The organism is Methylocella sp. CPCC 101449 (assembly GCF_031921685.1).
GTDB lineage: Bacteria > Pseudomonadota > Alphaproteobacteria > Rhizobiales > Beijerinckiaceae > Terripilifer.
Genome location: NZ_JAPDHU010000001.1, coordinates 458,390 through 475,818, shown reverse-complemented (window position 1 = coordinate 475,818; position 17,429 = coordinate 458,390). Strand labels below are relative to the sequence as shown.

General features: G+C 60.6%; 6 protein-coding genes. All 6 read left to right on the top strand.

Going from position 1 to position 17,429, the window contains the following annotated elements:
* Window position 1 precedes the first annotated feature (1 nt).
* The 6 genes from OIM99_RS02140 to OIM99_RS02115 all read left to right on the top strand — a co-directional run bounded on the left by OIM99_RS02140 (window position 2) and on the right by OIM99_RS02115 (window position 17,363).
* Complete coding sequence (locus OIM99_RS02140; protein WP_311848665.1) at window positions 2–12,523, top strand: MBG domain-containing protein; 12,522 nt, start codon at window positions 2–4, stop codon at window positions 12,521–12,523.
* 113 nt (window positions 12,524–12,636) lie between these two features.
* Window positions 12,637–13,221, top strand: coding sequence for an invasion associated locus B family protein (locus OIM99_RS02135; RefSeq protein WP_311848664.1), 585 nt, complete (start codon window positions 12,637–12,639; stop codon window positions 13,219–13,221).
* A 65-nt stretch (window positions 13,222–13,286) separates the two neighbouring features.
* Entirely contained in the window at window positions 13,287–13,571 is a 285-nt protein-coding gene (locus tag OIM99_RS02130) for a hypothetical protein (protein ID WP_311848663.1), read from the top strand.
* A gap of 425 nt (window positions 13,572–13,996) precedes the next feature.
* Window positions 13,997–15,685 (top strand): cyclic peptide export ABC transporter, encoded by a 1,689-nt coding sequence (locus OIM99_RS02125; protein WP_311848662.1) that lies wholly within the window; start codon window positions 13,997–13,999, stop codon window positions 15,683–15,685.
* Window positions 15,682–16,536 carry a TonB family protein gene (locus tag OIM99_RS02120; protein ID WP_311848661.1) on the top strand — a complete coding sequence of 285 codons (855 nt, stop codon included), beginning with the start codon at window positions 15,682–15,684 and terminating at the stop codon, window positions 16,534–16,536. Before OIM99_RS02125 ends, OIM99_RS02120 begins: the two co-directional genes overlap by 4 nt.
* 47 nt (window positions 16,537–16,583) lie before the next feature.
* Window positions 16,584–17,363, top strand: coding sequence for an ATP-binding cassette domain-containing protein (locus tag OIM99_RS02115; RefSeq protein ID WP_311848660.1), 780 nt, complete (start codon window positions 16,584–16,586; stop codon window positions 17,361–17,363).
* Window positions 17,364–17,429: the final 66 nt, after the last annotated feature.

Sequence of the window (17,429 nt, the reverse complement as noted above, 5' to 3'; positions counted from 1 at the left end):
CATGTTTCGTTCTTCAGATCGCCGTTCCTATTCCCACAAGTCCCGGTTCGCGGCCTTTCTGGCCTCGACGGCGCTGGTCGGCAATTCCGTGTTTGCCCAAGCTGTGTTCGCCCAAGCGTTGCCGACCGGCGGCCAGGTCGCGGCCGGCAGCGCGACGATCAATGCGCCCTCCAACGGCGCCATGACGATCAATCAGAACAGCAACAGCGCGATTATCAACTGGCAGAGTTTCAACATCGGCCAGAGCAACAGCGTCACTTTCGTCCAGCCCGACGCCTCTTCGGCCATTCTCAATCGCGTTCTTGGCTCAACCCCCTCGATCATTGCCGGCGCGCTCAACGCCAATGGTCAGGTCTATCTCGTCAACCCCAACGGCATCGCCATCACTTCGACGGGCACGGTCAACACCGGCGCTTTCGTTGCTTCGACCCTGGGGATTTCCGACGAAGACTTCATGTCGGGCAAACGCACCTTCACCGGCAATGGCGCCTCCGCCCCGGTGACCAACGCGGGCACGATCACCATCAACCGCGGCGGCTACATGGCGCTGATCGGCGGCACCGTCGCCAATTCCGGCGTCATCAACGTGCCGATGGGCAAGGTGGCGCTCGGCTCCGGCGAACAGGCGACATTAGACATTTCAGGCGATGGCTTCCTCCAGGTGGCGATCCCCACCAAGGCGGAAGGCACCAACCCGCTCGTCAGCAACAGCGGACGGATAGCGGCCAGGGGCGGCACGGTGCAGCTCTCGGCGGCCGCCGCGCGCGACATGGCCCGCCAGGCCATCAACATGTCGGGCACGATCGAGGCCCGCGGCGTCGCCGGCAAGAGTGGTGACATCACGCTCTTCGGTGGCGATGGCGAAGTTGCGGTGTCGGGCACGCTCAACGCGCGCAACAACAGAGGTACGGGCGGCAAAATCACCGTCACCGGCCGCAAGATAGCGCTGGCGAATGCCAAGATCGACGCCTCCGGCCGCACCGGCGGCGGTACGATCAACATTGGCGGTGAGCGCCAGGGCAAGGGCACGCTGAAGCGCGCCGAAACCCTGAGTGTCGATGCCAATACGGTGATCAAGGCCGACGCTATTAAGAGCGGCAATGGCGGCAATATCGTTTTGTGGTCGGACAATCTGACCAATTTTGCCGGTACGATCACCGCGCACGGCGGCGCCGACGCCGGCAATGGCGGCGAGGTCGAAGTTTCCGGTAAGGGCAAGCTCGTCTACACCGGCTTCACCGATCTGTCGGCGCCCAAAGGCTCCCTCGGCAACCTGCTGCTCGATCCCTATAACGTCATCATTTCCAGCGGCACCGACACATCAGGTTTCACCGCCAGCGGCGATGACAGCGTCATCAACGTCAATACTTTGATCACCGCGCTGTCGGCGGCCAATGTCACGGTCACAACCGGCTCCTCCGGCACCCAGGCCGGCACGATCACCGTCAACGACCCACTGGCCTGGACGTCCGGCTCGACGCTGACGTTGAACGCCGCTTCCGACATTAACATCAACGCTGCGATCAACGCCCCCAGCGGCGGTCTCTCGCTTTATTCCGGTGGCACCATCTCGGCCACCGCCGGCGTCAATGTCGCCACCTTCGCGCTCAACACCGGCAATTGGGTGCAGAACAACGCGACGCTTCCGAGCTTCTACGCCAAGGATTTCCAGATCAACGGCGGCTCCTTCCTGCGTGTGACGGGCGGCGACGGCACCAGCGGCACTCCCTACCAGCTCGCTGATATCTACGGCCTCCAGGGTGTCGGCTCGTCCCCAGCCTATCTGCAAGCCTCCTGGACACTCGCCAACGACATCGACGCCTCCGGCACGGTGATCTGGAATGCGGGAGCCGGCTTCAATCCCATCGGCAACGGATCGGTCTTCTCCGGCAATTTCGATGGCGGCCGCCATGTCATCTCGGGCCTGACGATCAACCGGCAGCTGACCAATAAAGTGGGTCTGTTTTCGAACGTCGAAGGGAACATCAGCAATATCGGCCTCGTCGGCGGCAGCATCACCGGCAAGGGGCAGGTAGGCAGTCTGGTTGGTTCTCTCAATCAGGGCCAGATCTCGAACGCCTGGTCGAGCGCCAATGTGATCGGCGGCGACGATGCGGTTGGCGGTCTCGTCGGATATATGAGCGGCGCCGTGGGGATCGATAACTCCCATACGAGCGGAACTGCTTCTGGCAGCACGAGCTTCTTTGTCGGCGGCCTGGTCGGCAAAGCCGACGGTGGAACAATCAGCCGTTCCTATGCGACGGGCGCGGTCGACGGTTTGGGTACCGTTGGTGGTCTCGTCGGCCAGACGTCCGGTAACATCAGCAGTTCGTATGCGACAGGAACGGTCAGCGGCAACACCGCTGGCGGCCTCGTTGGCTATGTGCAAAACGGTGGCATCGTCAATTCCTATGCAACTGGGGCCGTCAGTGGAGGCTCCGGTATTGGCGGCTTGGTCGGCGAAGGCTGGGGCGTAACGATCAACCAGTCCTACGCGACAGGATCCGTTTCTGCTGGCGGTCAATATGGCGGCGGATTGATCGGCGCCATAAACGAAGGTTCGATCAATGCATCCTATGCCTCCGGTGCCGTCTCTGTGTCCGGCGTGGGGGCTGGTGGTCTTGCCGGCTATGCTTACAGCAGCACGCTTTCGAGCAGCTACTTCGATACCCAGACCACAGGTCAAAGCTCGGCCATCGGGATTAACAATTCCTTCAGTCCTTCGACCCTGTCGAATGTCGTCGGGCTGACAACGGCGCAGGCGCGCGACAAGACCAATTATGCGGGCTGGGATTTCAATTCGGTCTGGTATCAGACCGGCGACATGCGCCCCATTCTGCGCGCGGAAGCCGCGAGCGCCGATACGGATGGCTATATCCCCATCTCCAATCTCAATCAGCTCGCTTTGATGGGCGCCAATCCGACCGCCAATTACAAGCTCGCCACCGATCTCAACGCCACCGCCACATCGGGCAGCAGTGCCGCCGGCATCTGGTCGACCAGCGGTTGGGTGCCGGTCGAAGCCTTTTTTGGAGCTCTCGACGGCCAGAACCATACGATCAGCAATCTCTACATCAATCGGCCGAGTACGGATGGGGTGGGCCTTTTCGCCAACGTGTCTGGCTGGAACACGCCTTATCCCGGCACCATAAGCAACATCGGTCTCGTCGGTGGCAGCATCACAGGCCGCTCGAACGTAGGCGCTTTGATCGGTGTCAGCGACACGGCCACGATCTCCAACGTCTGGTCGAGCGCGACCGTGACGGGCAATGGCGCATCGATCGGTGGCCTCGTCGGGTACAACTATTGGACGACGATCAGCGATTCCCGGACATCGGGAACGGTGACCGGCAATGCCGGCTCTTCGAACATCGGCGGTCTTGTCGGTCTCAATCAAGGCGTCATCAATCGCTCTTACGCCACCGGCGCGGTCAATGCGAATTCTCCGGCAGGAACCAGCGGTGTTGGCGGCCTTGTCGGGGCGATGCAATCAAACGGGCGCGCGGCCCAGGTCAACACGTCCTACGCGACGGGTAACGTAACGGTGTCGGGCGGGGGATCCGAAGTCCAGGCCGGCGGATTGGTGGGCCGCATGCTGAACTCGGCCGTCAATCAATCCTATGCGACCGGAAATGTCTCGAACACCGCGGCGGCGACATCGTCCAACTCCGGCGGACTGGTGGGCCGTGCGGAAACCTCGACGATCAGTCAGTCTTATGCGACGGGATCGACTTATTCCGCCAATGGCTATGCGGCAGGGCTGGCTGGGTATCTTATTACAAATGCCAGCGTCAGCGAATCCTATGCAACAGGTTACGCCAACGGCAACTATGGATCAGGCGGCCTCGTCGGCTACATTGGCTTTAACAGCACGGCCTACAACAGCTATTTCGATGTCAACACGACCGGCCGAAGCAATGCGGTTGGCTACAATTTCAATGGAATCGTGACGAACGTCATCGGGCTGACCACGGCGCAGGCGCGCGACAAGTCCAACTATACGAGCTGGGACTTCGGCTCGGTCTGGTATCAGAACGGCGATATGCGTCCGATCCTGCGCGCGGAGGCAGCGCCTGCCGGCGCCGATGGCTATGTTGCCATCTCCAATCTGCATCAGCTCGCCTTGATGGGCGCCAACGTCGGTGGAAATTACAAGCTCGTCGCCGATATCGACGCAAGCCCCACGACGGGCGGCGCGGCGAGCGGCATCTGGTCGACGAGCGGCTGGATGCCGATCGGAGATAGTACGATTGGATATTTCACGGGCACGTTTGATGGCCAAAACCACACGATCAGTAATCTGTCGATCAATCGGTCGGGCACAGACAGCGTTGGTCTGTTCGGCGTTACCTACCAAGGCACAATCCGCAATGTCGGCCTCGTCGGTGGCTCGGTCACTGGCAACAATGCCGTGGGCGCTTTGGTGGGCAATGCGAACCTAGGCTCGTTCCAGAATATCTATGCGGCGAATGTGGCGGTCAGCGGGAATAATAACGTCGGCGCCCTGCTGGGAATCAGCAACGCCCCGATCAATGGCGCTTATGCGACGGGTAATGTTTACGGCAACCAATTCGTCGGCGGACTGATCGGACTGGCTCATAATTCGATCACCAATGTCTATGCGACGGGCAATGTCTCTGGCAACCAATACGTCGGCGGACTGATCGGGCAAAATCAGGCGGCTGTCGCAAACGCTTACGCGAGTGGCCTCGTTTCCGGGAATATGAGTGGCGGCCTGGCCGGCATGGCCATAGGCGATGGCTCTTTCGCCAACAGCTTCTGGAACGCTCAGACGAGCGGCCGAAGCAATGCTTGCGGCGCCACCTACAGCAGCTGCGCGGCCACCGGCCTCGCCACAGCCCAGATGAACGATCCTTTCCGTTTCATCGATGCGGGCTGGGATTTCGCTTCGGTCTGGGCCACGCGGAAGGCCGGCGGCCCGCCGGTGCTGCGGGGCATGACTGCCACGCCGATCTACAATTATTATGTCCGGATCGACGGCAATCTTTCCACCACCTATGGCGATGTCGCTTCCGCCAATAACGTGCCGCTCCAGGGCGTCGGTACGAATAACCTCATCGTCAATTGGGGATACGCCATCTCCGGCTCCACCAACGTCGGCACCTACGCCTGGAACGGCGCGAACGTTCTGTCGCTCTCTTATGCCAAGGGTTCGGCGAGCGATTACTATATCGCCTATGGCTCCGGCGGTTTGACGGTCACTCCGCGCACCATCACCGTGGTGGCGGATGCGCAGAGCAAGACCTATGGCGACGCCAATCCGTCCCTGACCTATACGGTGACTGGCCTCGTCAATAACAACTCTCTGAGCGGTTCTCTATCGACGTCCGCCGGTCAGTTCTCGGGGGTCGGCACTTACGCCATCAACCAGGGCAGCCTGTCCGCCTCGAACAACTACATTATCAATTACACCGGTGCCGACCTGTCGGTGACGCCGAAGGCGATCACGGTGGTGGCGGATGCGCAGAGCAAGATCTATGGCGATCTCAATCCGAACCTGACCTATACGGCGACCGGTCTCGTCAATAACGACACACTCTCCGGCGATCTCGCGACCTCTGCAGGTCAGTTCGCGAACATCGGCGCCTACGCCATCAACCAGGGTAGCCTGTCCGCGTCGAATAACTACATTATCAACTATACCGGTGCCGACCTGTCGGTGACACCGAAGACGATCACGGTGGTGGCGGACGCGCAGAGCAAGATCTATGGCGACGTCAATCCGTCGCTGACCTATACGGCGACGGGTCTCGTTAATAACGACACGATTTCTGGCAACCTTTCGACCTCTGCCGGCCAGTTCTCAGGTGTCGGTGTCTATGCCATCAACCAGGGCAGCCTGGCTGCTTCGAGCAATTATTCGATTAGCTATACTGGCGCCGATCTGTCGATCACGCCGAAGGCGATTACGGTGGCGGCGGACGCGCAGAGCAAGGTCTACGGCGACACCAATCCGTCCCTGACCTATGTGGCGACGGGCTTGGTCAACAACGACACGCTGAGTGGGGCACTCTCGACCTCCGCAGGCCAGTTCTCGGGTGTCGGCACCTATGCGATCAACCAAGGTTCGCTCGCTAACGCCAATTACACGATCAGCTATATGGGGGCCGATCTGTCGATCACGCCCAAGACGATCACCGTGGCTGCGAACGCGCAGAGCAAGGTCTATGGTGACGTCAATCCGTCCCTGACCTATACGGCAACTGGTCTCGTCAATAACGATACGCTTTCCGGTGACCTCTCGACCTCCGCCGGCCAGTTCTCTGGTGTCGGGACCTACGCCATCAACCAGGGTTCGCTTGCGAACGCTAATTACGCGATCAGTTACACGGGCGCCGATCTCTCGATCACGCCGAAGGCGATCACGGTGGCGGCGGATGCTCAGGGCAAGGTCTACGGCGACGTCAATCCCGCACTCACCTATACGGCTACGGGCTTGGTCAACAACGACACGCTGAGTGGCGCGCTCTCGACCTCTGCCGGCCAGTTCTCCGATGTCGGCACCTACGCCATCAATCAGGGTTCGCTTGCGAACGCCAATTACGCGATCACCTACACAGGCGCCGATCTATCGATCACACCGAAGGCGATCACGGTGGTGGCGGATGCGCAGAATAAGATCTACGGGGATCTCAATCCATCGCTGACCTATACAGCCACAGGACTGGTTAACAACGATACGCTGACAGGAGCTCTGTCGACTTCGGCCGGTCAGTTCTCCGGCGTCGGCACCTACGCCATCAACCAGGGTACGCTCGCCAATGCGAACTACTCGATCACCTATGCGGGCGCCGATCTGTCGATCACGCCGAAGGCGATCACGGTGGTGGCCGATGCGCAGAGCAAGGTCTACGGCGATCTCAATCCGTCGCTGACCTATACAGCCACAGGACTGGTCAATAACGATATGCTGACAGGAGCTCTGTCGACTTCGGCCGGTCAGTTCTCGGGTGTCGGCACCTACGCGATCAACCAGGGCTCATTGGCCGATGCCAATTATGCGATCACCTACACCGGCGCTGATCTGTCGATCACACCGAAGGCGATCACGGTGGCAGCCGATATTCAAAGCAAGGTCTACGGCGACGTCAATCCGAGCCTGACCTATGTAGCGACGGGTCTCGTCAACAACGACACGCTGAGTGGCTCGCTGTCTACCTTAGCCGGTCAGTTCTCGGGAGTTGGCACTTACGCTATCAATCAAGGCTCGCTTGCGAACGCCAATTACTCGATCACCTATACGGGCGCCGATCTGTCGATCACACCGAAGGCGATCACGGTGGCAGCCGATGCCCAAAGCAAAACCTATGGTGATCTCAACCCATCCCTGACTTATACGGCGACGGGCCTCGTCAACAACGATACGCTCTCGGGCAGCCTGGAGACCTCGGCAGGCCAGTTCTCCAATGTCGGCGCCTACGCCATCAGCCAGGGCACTCTGACCAACGCCAATTACGCGATCACCTACACGGGTGCGAACCTGTCGGTCACTCCGAAGACGATCATAGTGGCGGCGGATGCCCAAAGCAAAGCCTATGGCGATGTCAATCCATCCCTGACCTATGTAGCCACGGGCCTTGTCAACAACGATACCCTTTCCGGTTCGCTGGAGACCTCGGCGGGCCAGTTCTCGGGTGTCGGCAGCTATATTATCGAGCGGGGTAGCTTGGCGAACGCCAACTACAACATCGTCTATCTCAGCAACAATCTGTTGATCACGCCGCGCACCATCACGGTGGTGGCCGATGCCAAGAACAGGGCCTATGGCGACGTCAATCCGTCGCTGACCTATACGGCGACGGGCCTCGTCAACAACGACACGTTGAGTGGCTCGCTGGAGACAGGGGCGGTGCAGTTCACCAATGTCGGCAACTATGCCATCAACATCGGGTCGTTGGGCAATGCGAATTACAATATTGTCTACACGGGCGCCGATCTGTCGATCACGCCGCGCACTCTCACGGTGACAGCCGACGCCCAGAGCAAGGTCTATGGCGACGTCAACCCCTCGCTGACCTATACGGCTACCGGTCTCGTCGCCAACGACACGCTGAGCGGTTCTCTGTCGACCTCGGCCGGTCAGTTCTCGGGTGTTGGCGCTTATGCCATCAACCAGGGTTCTTTATCGGCCTCCAGCAACTACGCGATGAGCTATACGGGCGCGGATCTGTCGGTCACACCGAAGGCGATCACGGTGGCGGCGGAAGCTCAGAGCAAGATCTATGGCGATATCAACCCATCTCTGACTTACGTCGCGACCGGTTTGGTCAACAACGACACGCTGAGCGGTTCGCTGTCGACCTCGGCCGGCCAGTTCTCCGGTATCGGCGCCTACGCCATCAACCAGGGCTCGCTTGCGAACGTCAATTACACGATCACCTACACAGGCGCCGATCTCTCGATCACACCGAAGGCCATCACGGTGGCGGCGGATACGCAGAACAAGGTCTACGGCGATCTCAATCCGTCGCTGACCTATGTGGCGACGGGACTCGTCAACAACGATACGCTAAGTGGCGCGCTCTCGACTTCAGCCGGCCAGTTCTCCGGTGTCGGCGCCTACGCCATCAACCAGGGCTCATTGGCGAACGCCAATTATTCGATCACCTACACAGGCGCCGATCTGTCGATCACACCGAAGGCGATCACGGTGGCGGCGGATGCGCAGAGCAAGGTCTACGGCGATCTCAATCCGTCGCTAACCTATGTGGCGACGGGTCTCGTCAACAACGATACGCTGAGTGGCGCGCTCTCGACTTCAGCCGGCCAGTTCTCCGGTGTCGGCGCCTACGCCATCAACCAGGGCTCATTGGCGAACGCCAATTATTCGATCACCTACACCGGCGCTGATCTGTCGATCACGCCGAAGGCGATCACGGTGGCGGCGGACGCCCAGAGCAAAGTCTACGGCGATCTCAATCCGAGCCTGACCTATGTGGCGACGGGGCTGGTCAACAACGACACACTGAGTGGCTCGCTCTCGACCTCCGCGGGCCAGTTCTCTGGTGTCGGCACCTATGCCATCAATCAAGGTTCGCTCGCCAATGCGAACTACTCGATCACCTACACAGGCGCCGATCTGTCGGTCACACCGAAGGCGATCGCGGTGGCGGCGGATGCGCAGAATAAGATCTACGGGGATCTCAATCCATCGCTGACCTATACAGCCACAGGACTGGTCAACAACGATACGCTGACAGGAGCTCTGTCGACTTCGGCCGGCCAGTTCTCGGGTGTCGGCACCTACGCCATCAACCAGGGCTCATTGGCCAATGCCAATTATGCGATCACCTATACGGGCGCCGATCTGTCGATCACGCCGAAGGCGATCACGGTGGCAGCCGATATTCAAAGTAAGGTCTACGGCGACGTCAATCCGTCGCTGACTTATGTGGCGACGGGGCTGGTCAACAATGACACTTTGAGCGGTTCGCTCTCGACTTCCGCAGGCCAGTTCTCGGGTGTCGGCACCTATGCCATAAATCAAGGCTCGCTTGCGAACGCCAATTATTCGATCACCTACACAGGCGCCGATCTGTCGATCACACCGAAGGCGATCACGGTGGCGGCGGACGCCCAGAGCAAGATCTATGGCGATGTCAATCCGTCGCTGACCTATGTGGCGACGGGACTGGTCAATAACGACACGCTGAGCGGCTCGCTGTCGATCTCTGCCGGCCAGTTCTCCGGCGTCGGCACCTACGCCATCGCGCAGGGCTCGCTCGCCAATGCGAACTACTCGATCACCTACACAGGCGCCGATCTGTCGATCACGCCGAAGGCGATCACGGTGGCGGCGGACGCCCAGAGCAAGATCTATGGCGATGTCAATCCGTCGCTGACCTATGTGGCGACGGGCTTGGTCAACAACGACACGCTCAGTGGGGCACTCTCGACCTTTGCCGGCCAGTTCTCGGGTGTCGGCACCTATGCCATCAATCAAGGTTCGCTCGCCAATGCCAATTATGCGATCACCTATACTGGGGCGGATCTGTCGATCACACCGAAGGCGATCGCGGTAGCAGCCGATGTTCAGAGCAAAGTCTATGGCGAGGTCAATCCGCCGCTGACCTATGTGGCTACGGGCCTGGTCAACAACGACACGCTGAGTGGCGCGCTCTCGACTTCGGCCGGTCAGTTCTCCGGTGTCGGCACCTATGCGATCAACCAGGGCTCATTGGCCAATGCCAATTATGCGATCACCTATACTGGGGCGGATCTGTCGATCACACCGAAGGCGATCGCGGTAGCAGCCGATGTTCAGAGCAAAGTCTATGGCGAGGTCAATCCGCCGCTGACCTATGTGGCTACGGGCCTGGTCAACAACGACACGCTGAGTGGCGCGCTCTCGACTTCGGCCGGTCAGTTCTCCGGTGTCGGCACCTATGCGATCAACCAGGGCTCATTGGCGAATGCCAATTATTCGATCACCTACACCGGCGCTGATCTGTCGATCACACCGAAGGCGATCACGGTGGCGGCGGACGCACAGAGCAAGGTTTATGGCGACGTCAATCCGAGCCTGACCTATGTGGCGACGGGTCTCGTCAACAATGACACGCTCTCCGGCGCGCTCTCGACTTCCGCCGGCCAGTTCTCGGGCGTCGGCACCTATGCGATCAATCAAGGAACCTTGGCGAACGCCAATTACTCGATCACCTACACCGGTGCCGATCTGTCGATAGCACCGAAAGCGATCGCGGTGGCGGCGGACGCGCAAAGTAAGGTTTATGGTGACGTTAATCCGAGTCTGACCTATGTGGCGACGGGGCTCGTCAACAATGACACGCTCTCCGGCGCGCTCTCGACTTCCGCCGGCCAGTTTTCGGGCGTTGGCATTTATGCGATCAATCAAGGAACCCTGGCCAACGCCAACTACGTGATCACCTACACGAGCGCCGACCTGTCGGTAACGCCGAAGGCGATCATGGTGGCGGCGGACGCACAGAGTAAGGTCTATGGCGACGTCAATCCGTCGTTGACCTATATGGCGACGGGGTTGGTCAATAACGATACGCTCTCCGGCTCTCTCTCGACTTCCGCCGGCCAGTTTTCGGGCGTTGGCATTTATGCGATCAATCAAGGAACCCTGGCCAACGCCAACTACGTGATCACCTACACGAGCGCCGACCTGTCGGTAACGCCGAAGGCGATCATGGTGGCGGCGGACGCACAGAGTAAGGTCTATGGCGACGTCAATCCTAACCTGACCTATATGGCGACAGGCTTGGTCAACAACGATACGCTGACGGGCGCGCTGTCGACATCGGCTGGCCAGTTCTCGGGTGTCGGCACCTATGCGATCAACCAGGGCACCCTGGCGAACGCGAACTACACGATCACTTATACGAGTGCCGATCTGTCGGTAACGCCAAAGACGGTCTCGATCGTGGCCAATGCGCAGAGCAAGGTCTATGGCGATCTCAATCCGTCGTTGACCTATACGGCCACGGGTCTCGTCAATAACGATACCCTTACGGGATCGCTATCGACCTTGGGCGGTCAGTTCTCGGGTGTCGGTATCTACGCCATCAACCAGGGTTCGCTGTCTGCCTCGAGCAACTACACGATCACCTACACGGGCGCCGATCTGTCGATCACGCCGAAAGCGATCACGGTGGTGGCGGATGCGCAGAGCAAGGTTTATGGCGATCTCAATCCGTCGTTGACCTATACGGCGATGGGCCTCGTGAACAACGACACGCTTTCCGGTTCTCTCTTGACCCTGGCCGGCCAGTTCTCGGGCGTTGGCACCTATGCCATCAATCAAGGTACGCTCGCCAACGCCAACTACACGATCACCTACACGGGCGCCGATCTCTCGATCACGCCGAAGGCGATCACGGTGGCAGCAGATGCACAGAGCAAGGTCTACGGTGACGTCAATCCGGCACTCACCTATACGGCTACAGGATTGGTCAACAACGACACGCTCTCCGGCGCGCTGTCGACTTCGGCAGGCCAGTTCTCGGGTGTCGGCACCTATGCGGTCAATCAGGGCTCGCTCGCCAACGCCAATTACGCGATCACCTATACGGGTGCGAACCTCACGGTGAATCCGCGAGATATCATCGTTATCGCCAATTCCTTCAGCCGTACTGCCGGTGCCGCCAATCCGGCTCTCACCTATGCGGTTGGTGGGGCAGGCCTGGTCAATGGCGATACATTGTTTGGAAGTCTCGTGACATCAGCGACGAGCTTCAGCGAGCCGGGCCAATATGCGATCACCCAGGGAACGTTGGCTGCATCTGCGAACTATCGCATGAGCTTCATTCCCGGTGAGCTGACTGTGGAAGGAGTCCTGAGTCCCGATCCGGGTACGTTGGCGGGATCGATCGCCGCTGCGTTCGACGCGGGTCGCTCGGTGCCGATCCGGCCTGTCTTTGCCGACGGCGGAGATGGCAACCAGTTCCGCATTGTCGATCCGCGTTTCGATGGAACGTTGATCTGTCTCGAGGGGCAGGCCAGCTGCCGTCCGCTTCTCTCCCAGGCCAGGCCATAACCATCTCGCCACTCATCGGACGACGCAGGACTCGTGCGAATGAACTGGTGGAATCTTGTTGATCTCTATGCGCGGCGCGCAAAAGAAAGACGAAAATGAAGAAAGGTGTTCTGATGAGTAAGACAAACCGCGTTCCTGGCCGCTCCATGGCCGCGGCCTTCACGGTCGCCGCCGGCGTAATGTTCTCCCTGGTGTCGGGCGCTGCTCCGGCGCAGGCTCAGTCCGGAAGCCAGACCGCGAGCGCCGCGTCCACCCTTCCGGGCGGTGCGTCATCGCTCAATGAAACTTATAGGGATTGGCGCGTGGCCTGCGCTCAGCAGGGCACGCAGAAGCAATGCGTACTGTCGCAGATCCAATCGCAGCAGAACGGTCAGCGCGTCCTGGCGATCGAACTGAATGCGCCCAACAGCAACACGGTCTCTGGCGCGCTCGTCCTGCCGTTTGGGCTCGCACTCGATTCCGGCGTGACGTTCCAGATCGACGAGAAGCCGGCCATGCAGCCGATCCGTTTCCGCACCTGCATGCCGGGTGGCTGCCTTGTCGCTGTCAATTTCGACGCGTCGACGCTCGCAGCTCTGCGCGCGGGTTCGGCGCTGAAGGTGAAAGCGACGGCCGATGGCGGCGCCAACGCTCCGTTCTCGATCTCGCTGCAGGGCTTTGGCACCGCGCTGGACCGAGTGGGAACGCTATCGCGCTGATCTATATCAGGGTGGGAGGGCAAGCCCCTCCCACCCACGCCCCACAGCCAGAGCGCGTGCAAGCTATGCTGAAGGACCATCTGAATCTCGCCGCCGGATGCGAAGGGCAGGCGACGGAGCGCCTGATTCATCTCTGTCATGCCCATACCGATGCCAAGGCAGGCCTGCTCCATCTGGTTGACCTGCTGGAAAAAGGTCTGATCGACGCCGATGATCCGGACATGCGCGGGCGACTGGCTCGTCTCAAGCTCAAATGGGACGACTTGCGTGGGTGGATCATCGATTTGCAAGAACAGATGAGCCCGACGCGTGAGCGGGATGGAAAAGTGCGAGTTTCTTCAAGCGCTTGATTTTGCCGAGGCGCATTCCTTGTCGTCGACATCGTGCAGGATGCGTTCCTTGCCATCTTGCTCTATCGCGCCGAAACAGCCGATGAAGGCTCGGGGCTTCTCAGCGAAAATCTTCAAACTCCGGCCGAAATCGAAGGCCGCCGCGATTCCTTTGTTTGGATCGCCGGAGAATGCAGCGCGGTCATGCCGTTGCGCCCACCGCTCAGACGGTCCCACGCCAAACGAACACTGTGCGTTCCCCACTGGCGAGCCGTGGAAAGCGGGAGGGGTTCGCCAATGCTATCAGACGGTTAAGCGCGGCTCTGAACGACCCTGGTCTTTTTCTCATCAAAAGTTGCGATCCGGGGTCAGATTTTCCGGCCGTCATACGTCTAACCAGTAAGGGGGTGGTTTGCCCCAAAAGGTGTGAGTCAAAGCAACCATCGATGTTCAGTTTGAAGGTTTTTCCGACGCAGGGTTGGTTTCGACACCGTCTCAAGCCGTTTTCGGCTCTCATCGGCGCTTCGGTGGTCATGGGGTTGGTGTCGGGGCTTGGCACTGTCTACCTGCTGTCATTGATCAATCAGGCGCTGGTGGGCGAAGCCGGTCTGGCCGGTGGTCTCCTGCTGGCCTTCGCCGGTCTTTGCGCGGTCACGCTGCTCACCCGTGCCGGATCGGATATCGCCACCAATCTCATCGGCCAGAAGCTCGTGGCCGAGGTCCGCACCTGGCTCGGCCGTAAAATCTTGAGCGCGCCGGTCGAGGCGCTGGAGCGCTACAAGGCCCATAAAATCCTGCCGGTGCTGACGCATGATGTCGACATGATCAGCGATGCCGCCTTCATGGCGACACCGCTCGCCATCTCGCTGGTCATCGTGACGGGTTGTTTTGCTTATCTCGCCTGGCTGTCTTGGCCGCTGTTCCTGATCGTGCTCGTGGTTCTCGGCGTGGGCATGTGGATTCAATTTCACGCCCGGCTGATCGGCATCAAGGGCTTCGAGGCGGCGCGTGGTTGCGAGGATGATTTGCATCGCGCCTACCGCACGATCTCGGAAGGCGCGAAAGAGCTGAAGGTCAGCCGCTCGCGCCGGCGTAAGGTCTTGCAAGACGAAATAGCCGCGCCTATCGCCGCGATCCGCGCCATCAACGCCCGGGCCATCAATATTTTCGTCGTCGCCAATGCCTTCGGTTCGGCGCTGTTCTTCCTGGTCATTGCGCTAGCCTTGATCTGGCACGGCTTGCAACCGATGGAACTGCAGGTTCTCTCCGGTTTCGTCCTGGTCCTGCTCTTTCTCAAGGGGCCGGTCGATCAGCTCATGAACATGCTGCCGACTATCGGCAAGGCGCAGATCGCCTTGCGGCGGGTTGCGGATCTGTCGACCTATCTCGCCACGTCCGAACCGGATGTCTGGGACGATGATGTCGATGCTGCAAGCCGCGCATCTGATCGCGATGCTTCGGTGCGCATCGAGCTGGATCGTGTCACCTATGCCTTCCCGGCACCGGAAGGCGCGAAATCTTTCGCCTTGGGGCCGATCGATCTGACCTTCCAGCCCGGCAAGATCACCTTCATCGTTGGCGACAACGGTTCGGGCAAGACCACGCTGATCAAACTGCTGCTGGGTCTTTATGCGCCACAGGAGGGAGCGATCGTCGTCAATGGCAAAGCCGTTACGGCCGCCACCCGCGACGACTATCGCCAGATGTTTTCTATTGTTCTCTCGGATTTCCATCTGTTCGAAACGGTGCAGACACCATCGCGTCTCGTTCAGGCCGAGATCCTGAGCTATCTGGAAAAACTCGAACTCTCCGACAAGGTCTCGGTCGCGGGCGATCGCTTTGCCACCACCGATCTGTCGACCGGGCAACGCAAACGTCTGGCCCTGATCCATGTCTGGCTGGAGGAGCGCCCTGTCATCGTCTTCGACGAATGGGCGGCCGATCAGGATCCGACCTTCCGCCGCGTCTTTTATGAGGAACTGCTGCCTGATCTCAAACGGCAGGGGAAGACGTTGATCGTCATCTCGCATGACGATCGCTACTTCGGCATCGCCGATCGCATCGTACGCCTGCGGGCGGGTCAGGTCGTCACCGATGAGCCTGTGGCGCGCGTCGCCCTGGGAGAGCAGGCGTGAGCAAGGGCCTGCGCGAACTCATGCGGCCTGATGACGATCGGCCGGGACAAATGCTCGTGCGGTGGGGCCTCGCCGCCGCTGCGGCGATGGCCGTCCATGGTGGCGCCGTGTGGCTGGCGCTGGCGGCGCAACCGGAATCTTCAGCCTCCGCCGAGCCGCCCCCCGCGATCATGGTCGAACTGGCGCCCGTTGCCGTTGCGCCGGAGGAAGAGCCGCAGGACATCGCGCCAGGGCCGCAGATGACCGAAGCTCAGCCCGAGCCCGTGGAGCCGGAAACGCCAGAACCGGAAGAAGAGAAGCAGGAAGAGATCACGCCGCCGGCGCCGGTTGCGGAGATCAAACCGCCCGATCTGCCCAAGAATGATGAGGCGGAAGCGCTGATCGCCGCGCCGCCGCCAAAACCCAAACCACGGCCTCGCAAGCCGCCGCCAAAAGTGCAAGAGGTGGAACGTCGCCGGCCGATTCATCCCGAGCGACCACGGGTGCGCCAGACGACGGCACCGCCGGCGAGTCAGGCGCAACGCGCGCAGACCGCCGCCGCTCCGGCGGCCGGCGCCTCGGGCGCGTCGTCCGTTTCTCCGGCGACTTGGCGCAGCAGCCTGGTCGCCCATCTCAATCGCTACAAGCGCTTTCCGGCTGGCGCGGCCGGCGCCGGTACGGTCACCATCGCTTTCACCATCAATCGTTCGGGCGCTGTCGTCGGCGCGCGTCTCGTCGCAGGCTCTGGCGATTCCGCGCTTGATGCCGAGGCCGTGTCGTTGCCGCGCCGTGCCAGCCCTGTTCCCGCCCCTCCCGCCAATATGGGCGGTGGCGCCATTACCCTCGCCGTGCCCATCAGGTTCAACAGATGACAGATCTTAGCTTACTCGACCGCGCGACAACCGCCGCTGGGAACACCATGAGCGAACCGCTCTTCCAGCTCGACGATGTCACGTTCGCCATCCCCGAGCGGCGGCTGCTCGAACCGTTGACCATGACCTTGCCGGCGCGGCGCGTTGTCGGGCTCATCGGTCATAATGGTTCGGGCAAGTCGACTTTGCTCAAACTGCTGGCGCGTCAACAGCCGGTCACGAGCGGTACGGTTCGTTTCGAGGGCAAAACGTTGAAGGACTGGGGCGACAGGCCGTTTGCCCGCAAGGTCGCCTATCTGCCGCAACAGACGCCGCCAGCCTCGGGCATGCTGGTCAAGGAGCTTGTGGCGCTGGGCCGCTATCCCTGGCATGGGGCGCTGGGCCGCTTCGGCCAGAGCGATCGCGATAAAGTGGCGGAAGCGATGAAACTGACCGACGTCGAGCCTTTCGCCGATCGTCTGGTTGATACGCTTTCGGGGGGTGAGCGCCAGCGCGTGTGGCTCGCCATGCTGGTGGCACAGGATGCCGAATGCCTGTTGCTCGATGAACCGATCTCGGCGCTTGACGTCGCCCATCAGATCGATGTGCTGTCGCTTGTCCAACGTCTGGCGCGCGAACGCGGTCTCGGTGTCGTCGTCGTCTTGCACGACGTCAACATGGCGGCGCGTTTCTGCGACGAGATCATCGCGCTGCACAGCGGCAAGTTGATCGTGCGCGGTGCGCCTTCCGAGATCATGACACCGGCCGCTTTGCAGTCGATTTACGGTGTCGCCATGGACATCATGCCCCATCCCGTCTCGGGCCTGCCCATCAGCTACGTCAGATAGGGCGCGATGCCCCAGAAGGGTGTCGGGGAGAGCGACTGTCGGGGCTGACCCTCCTCTGACAAGCCC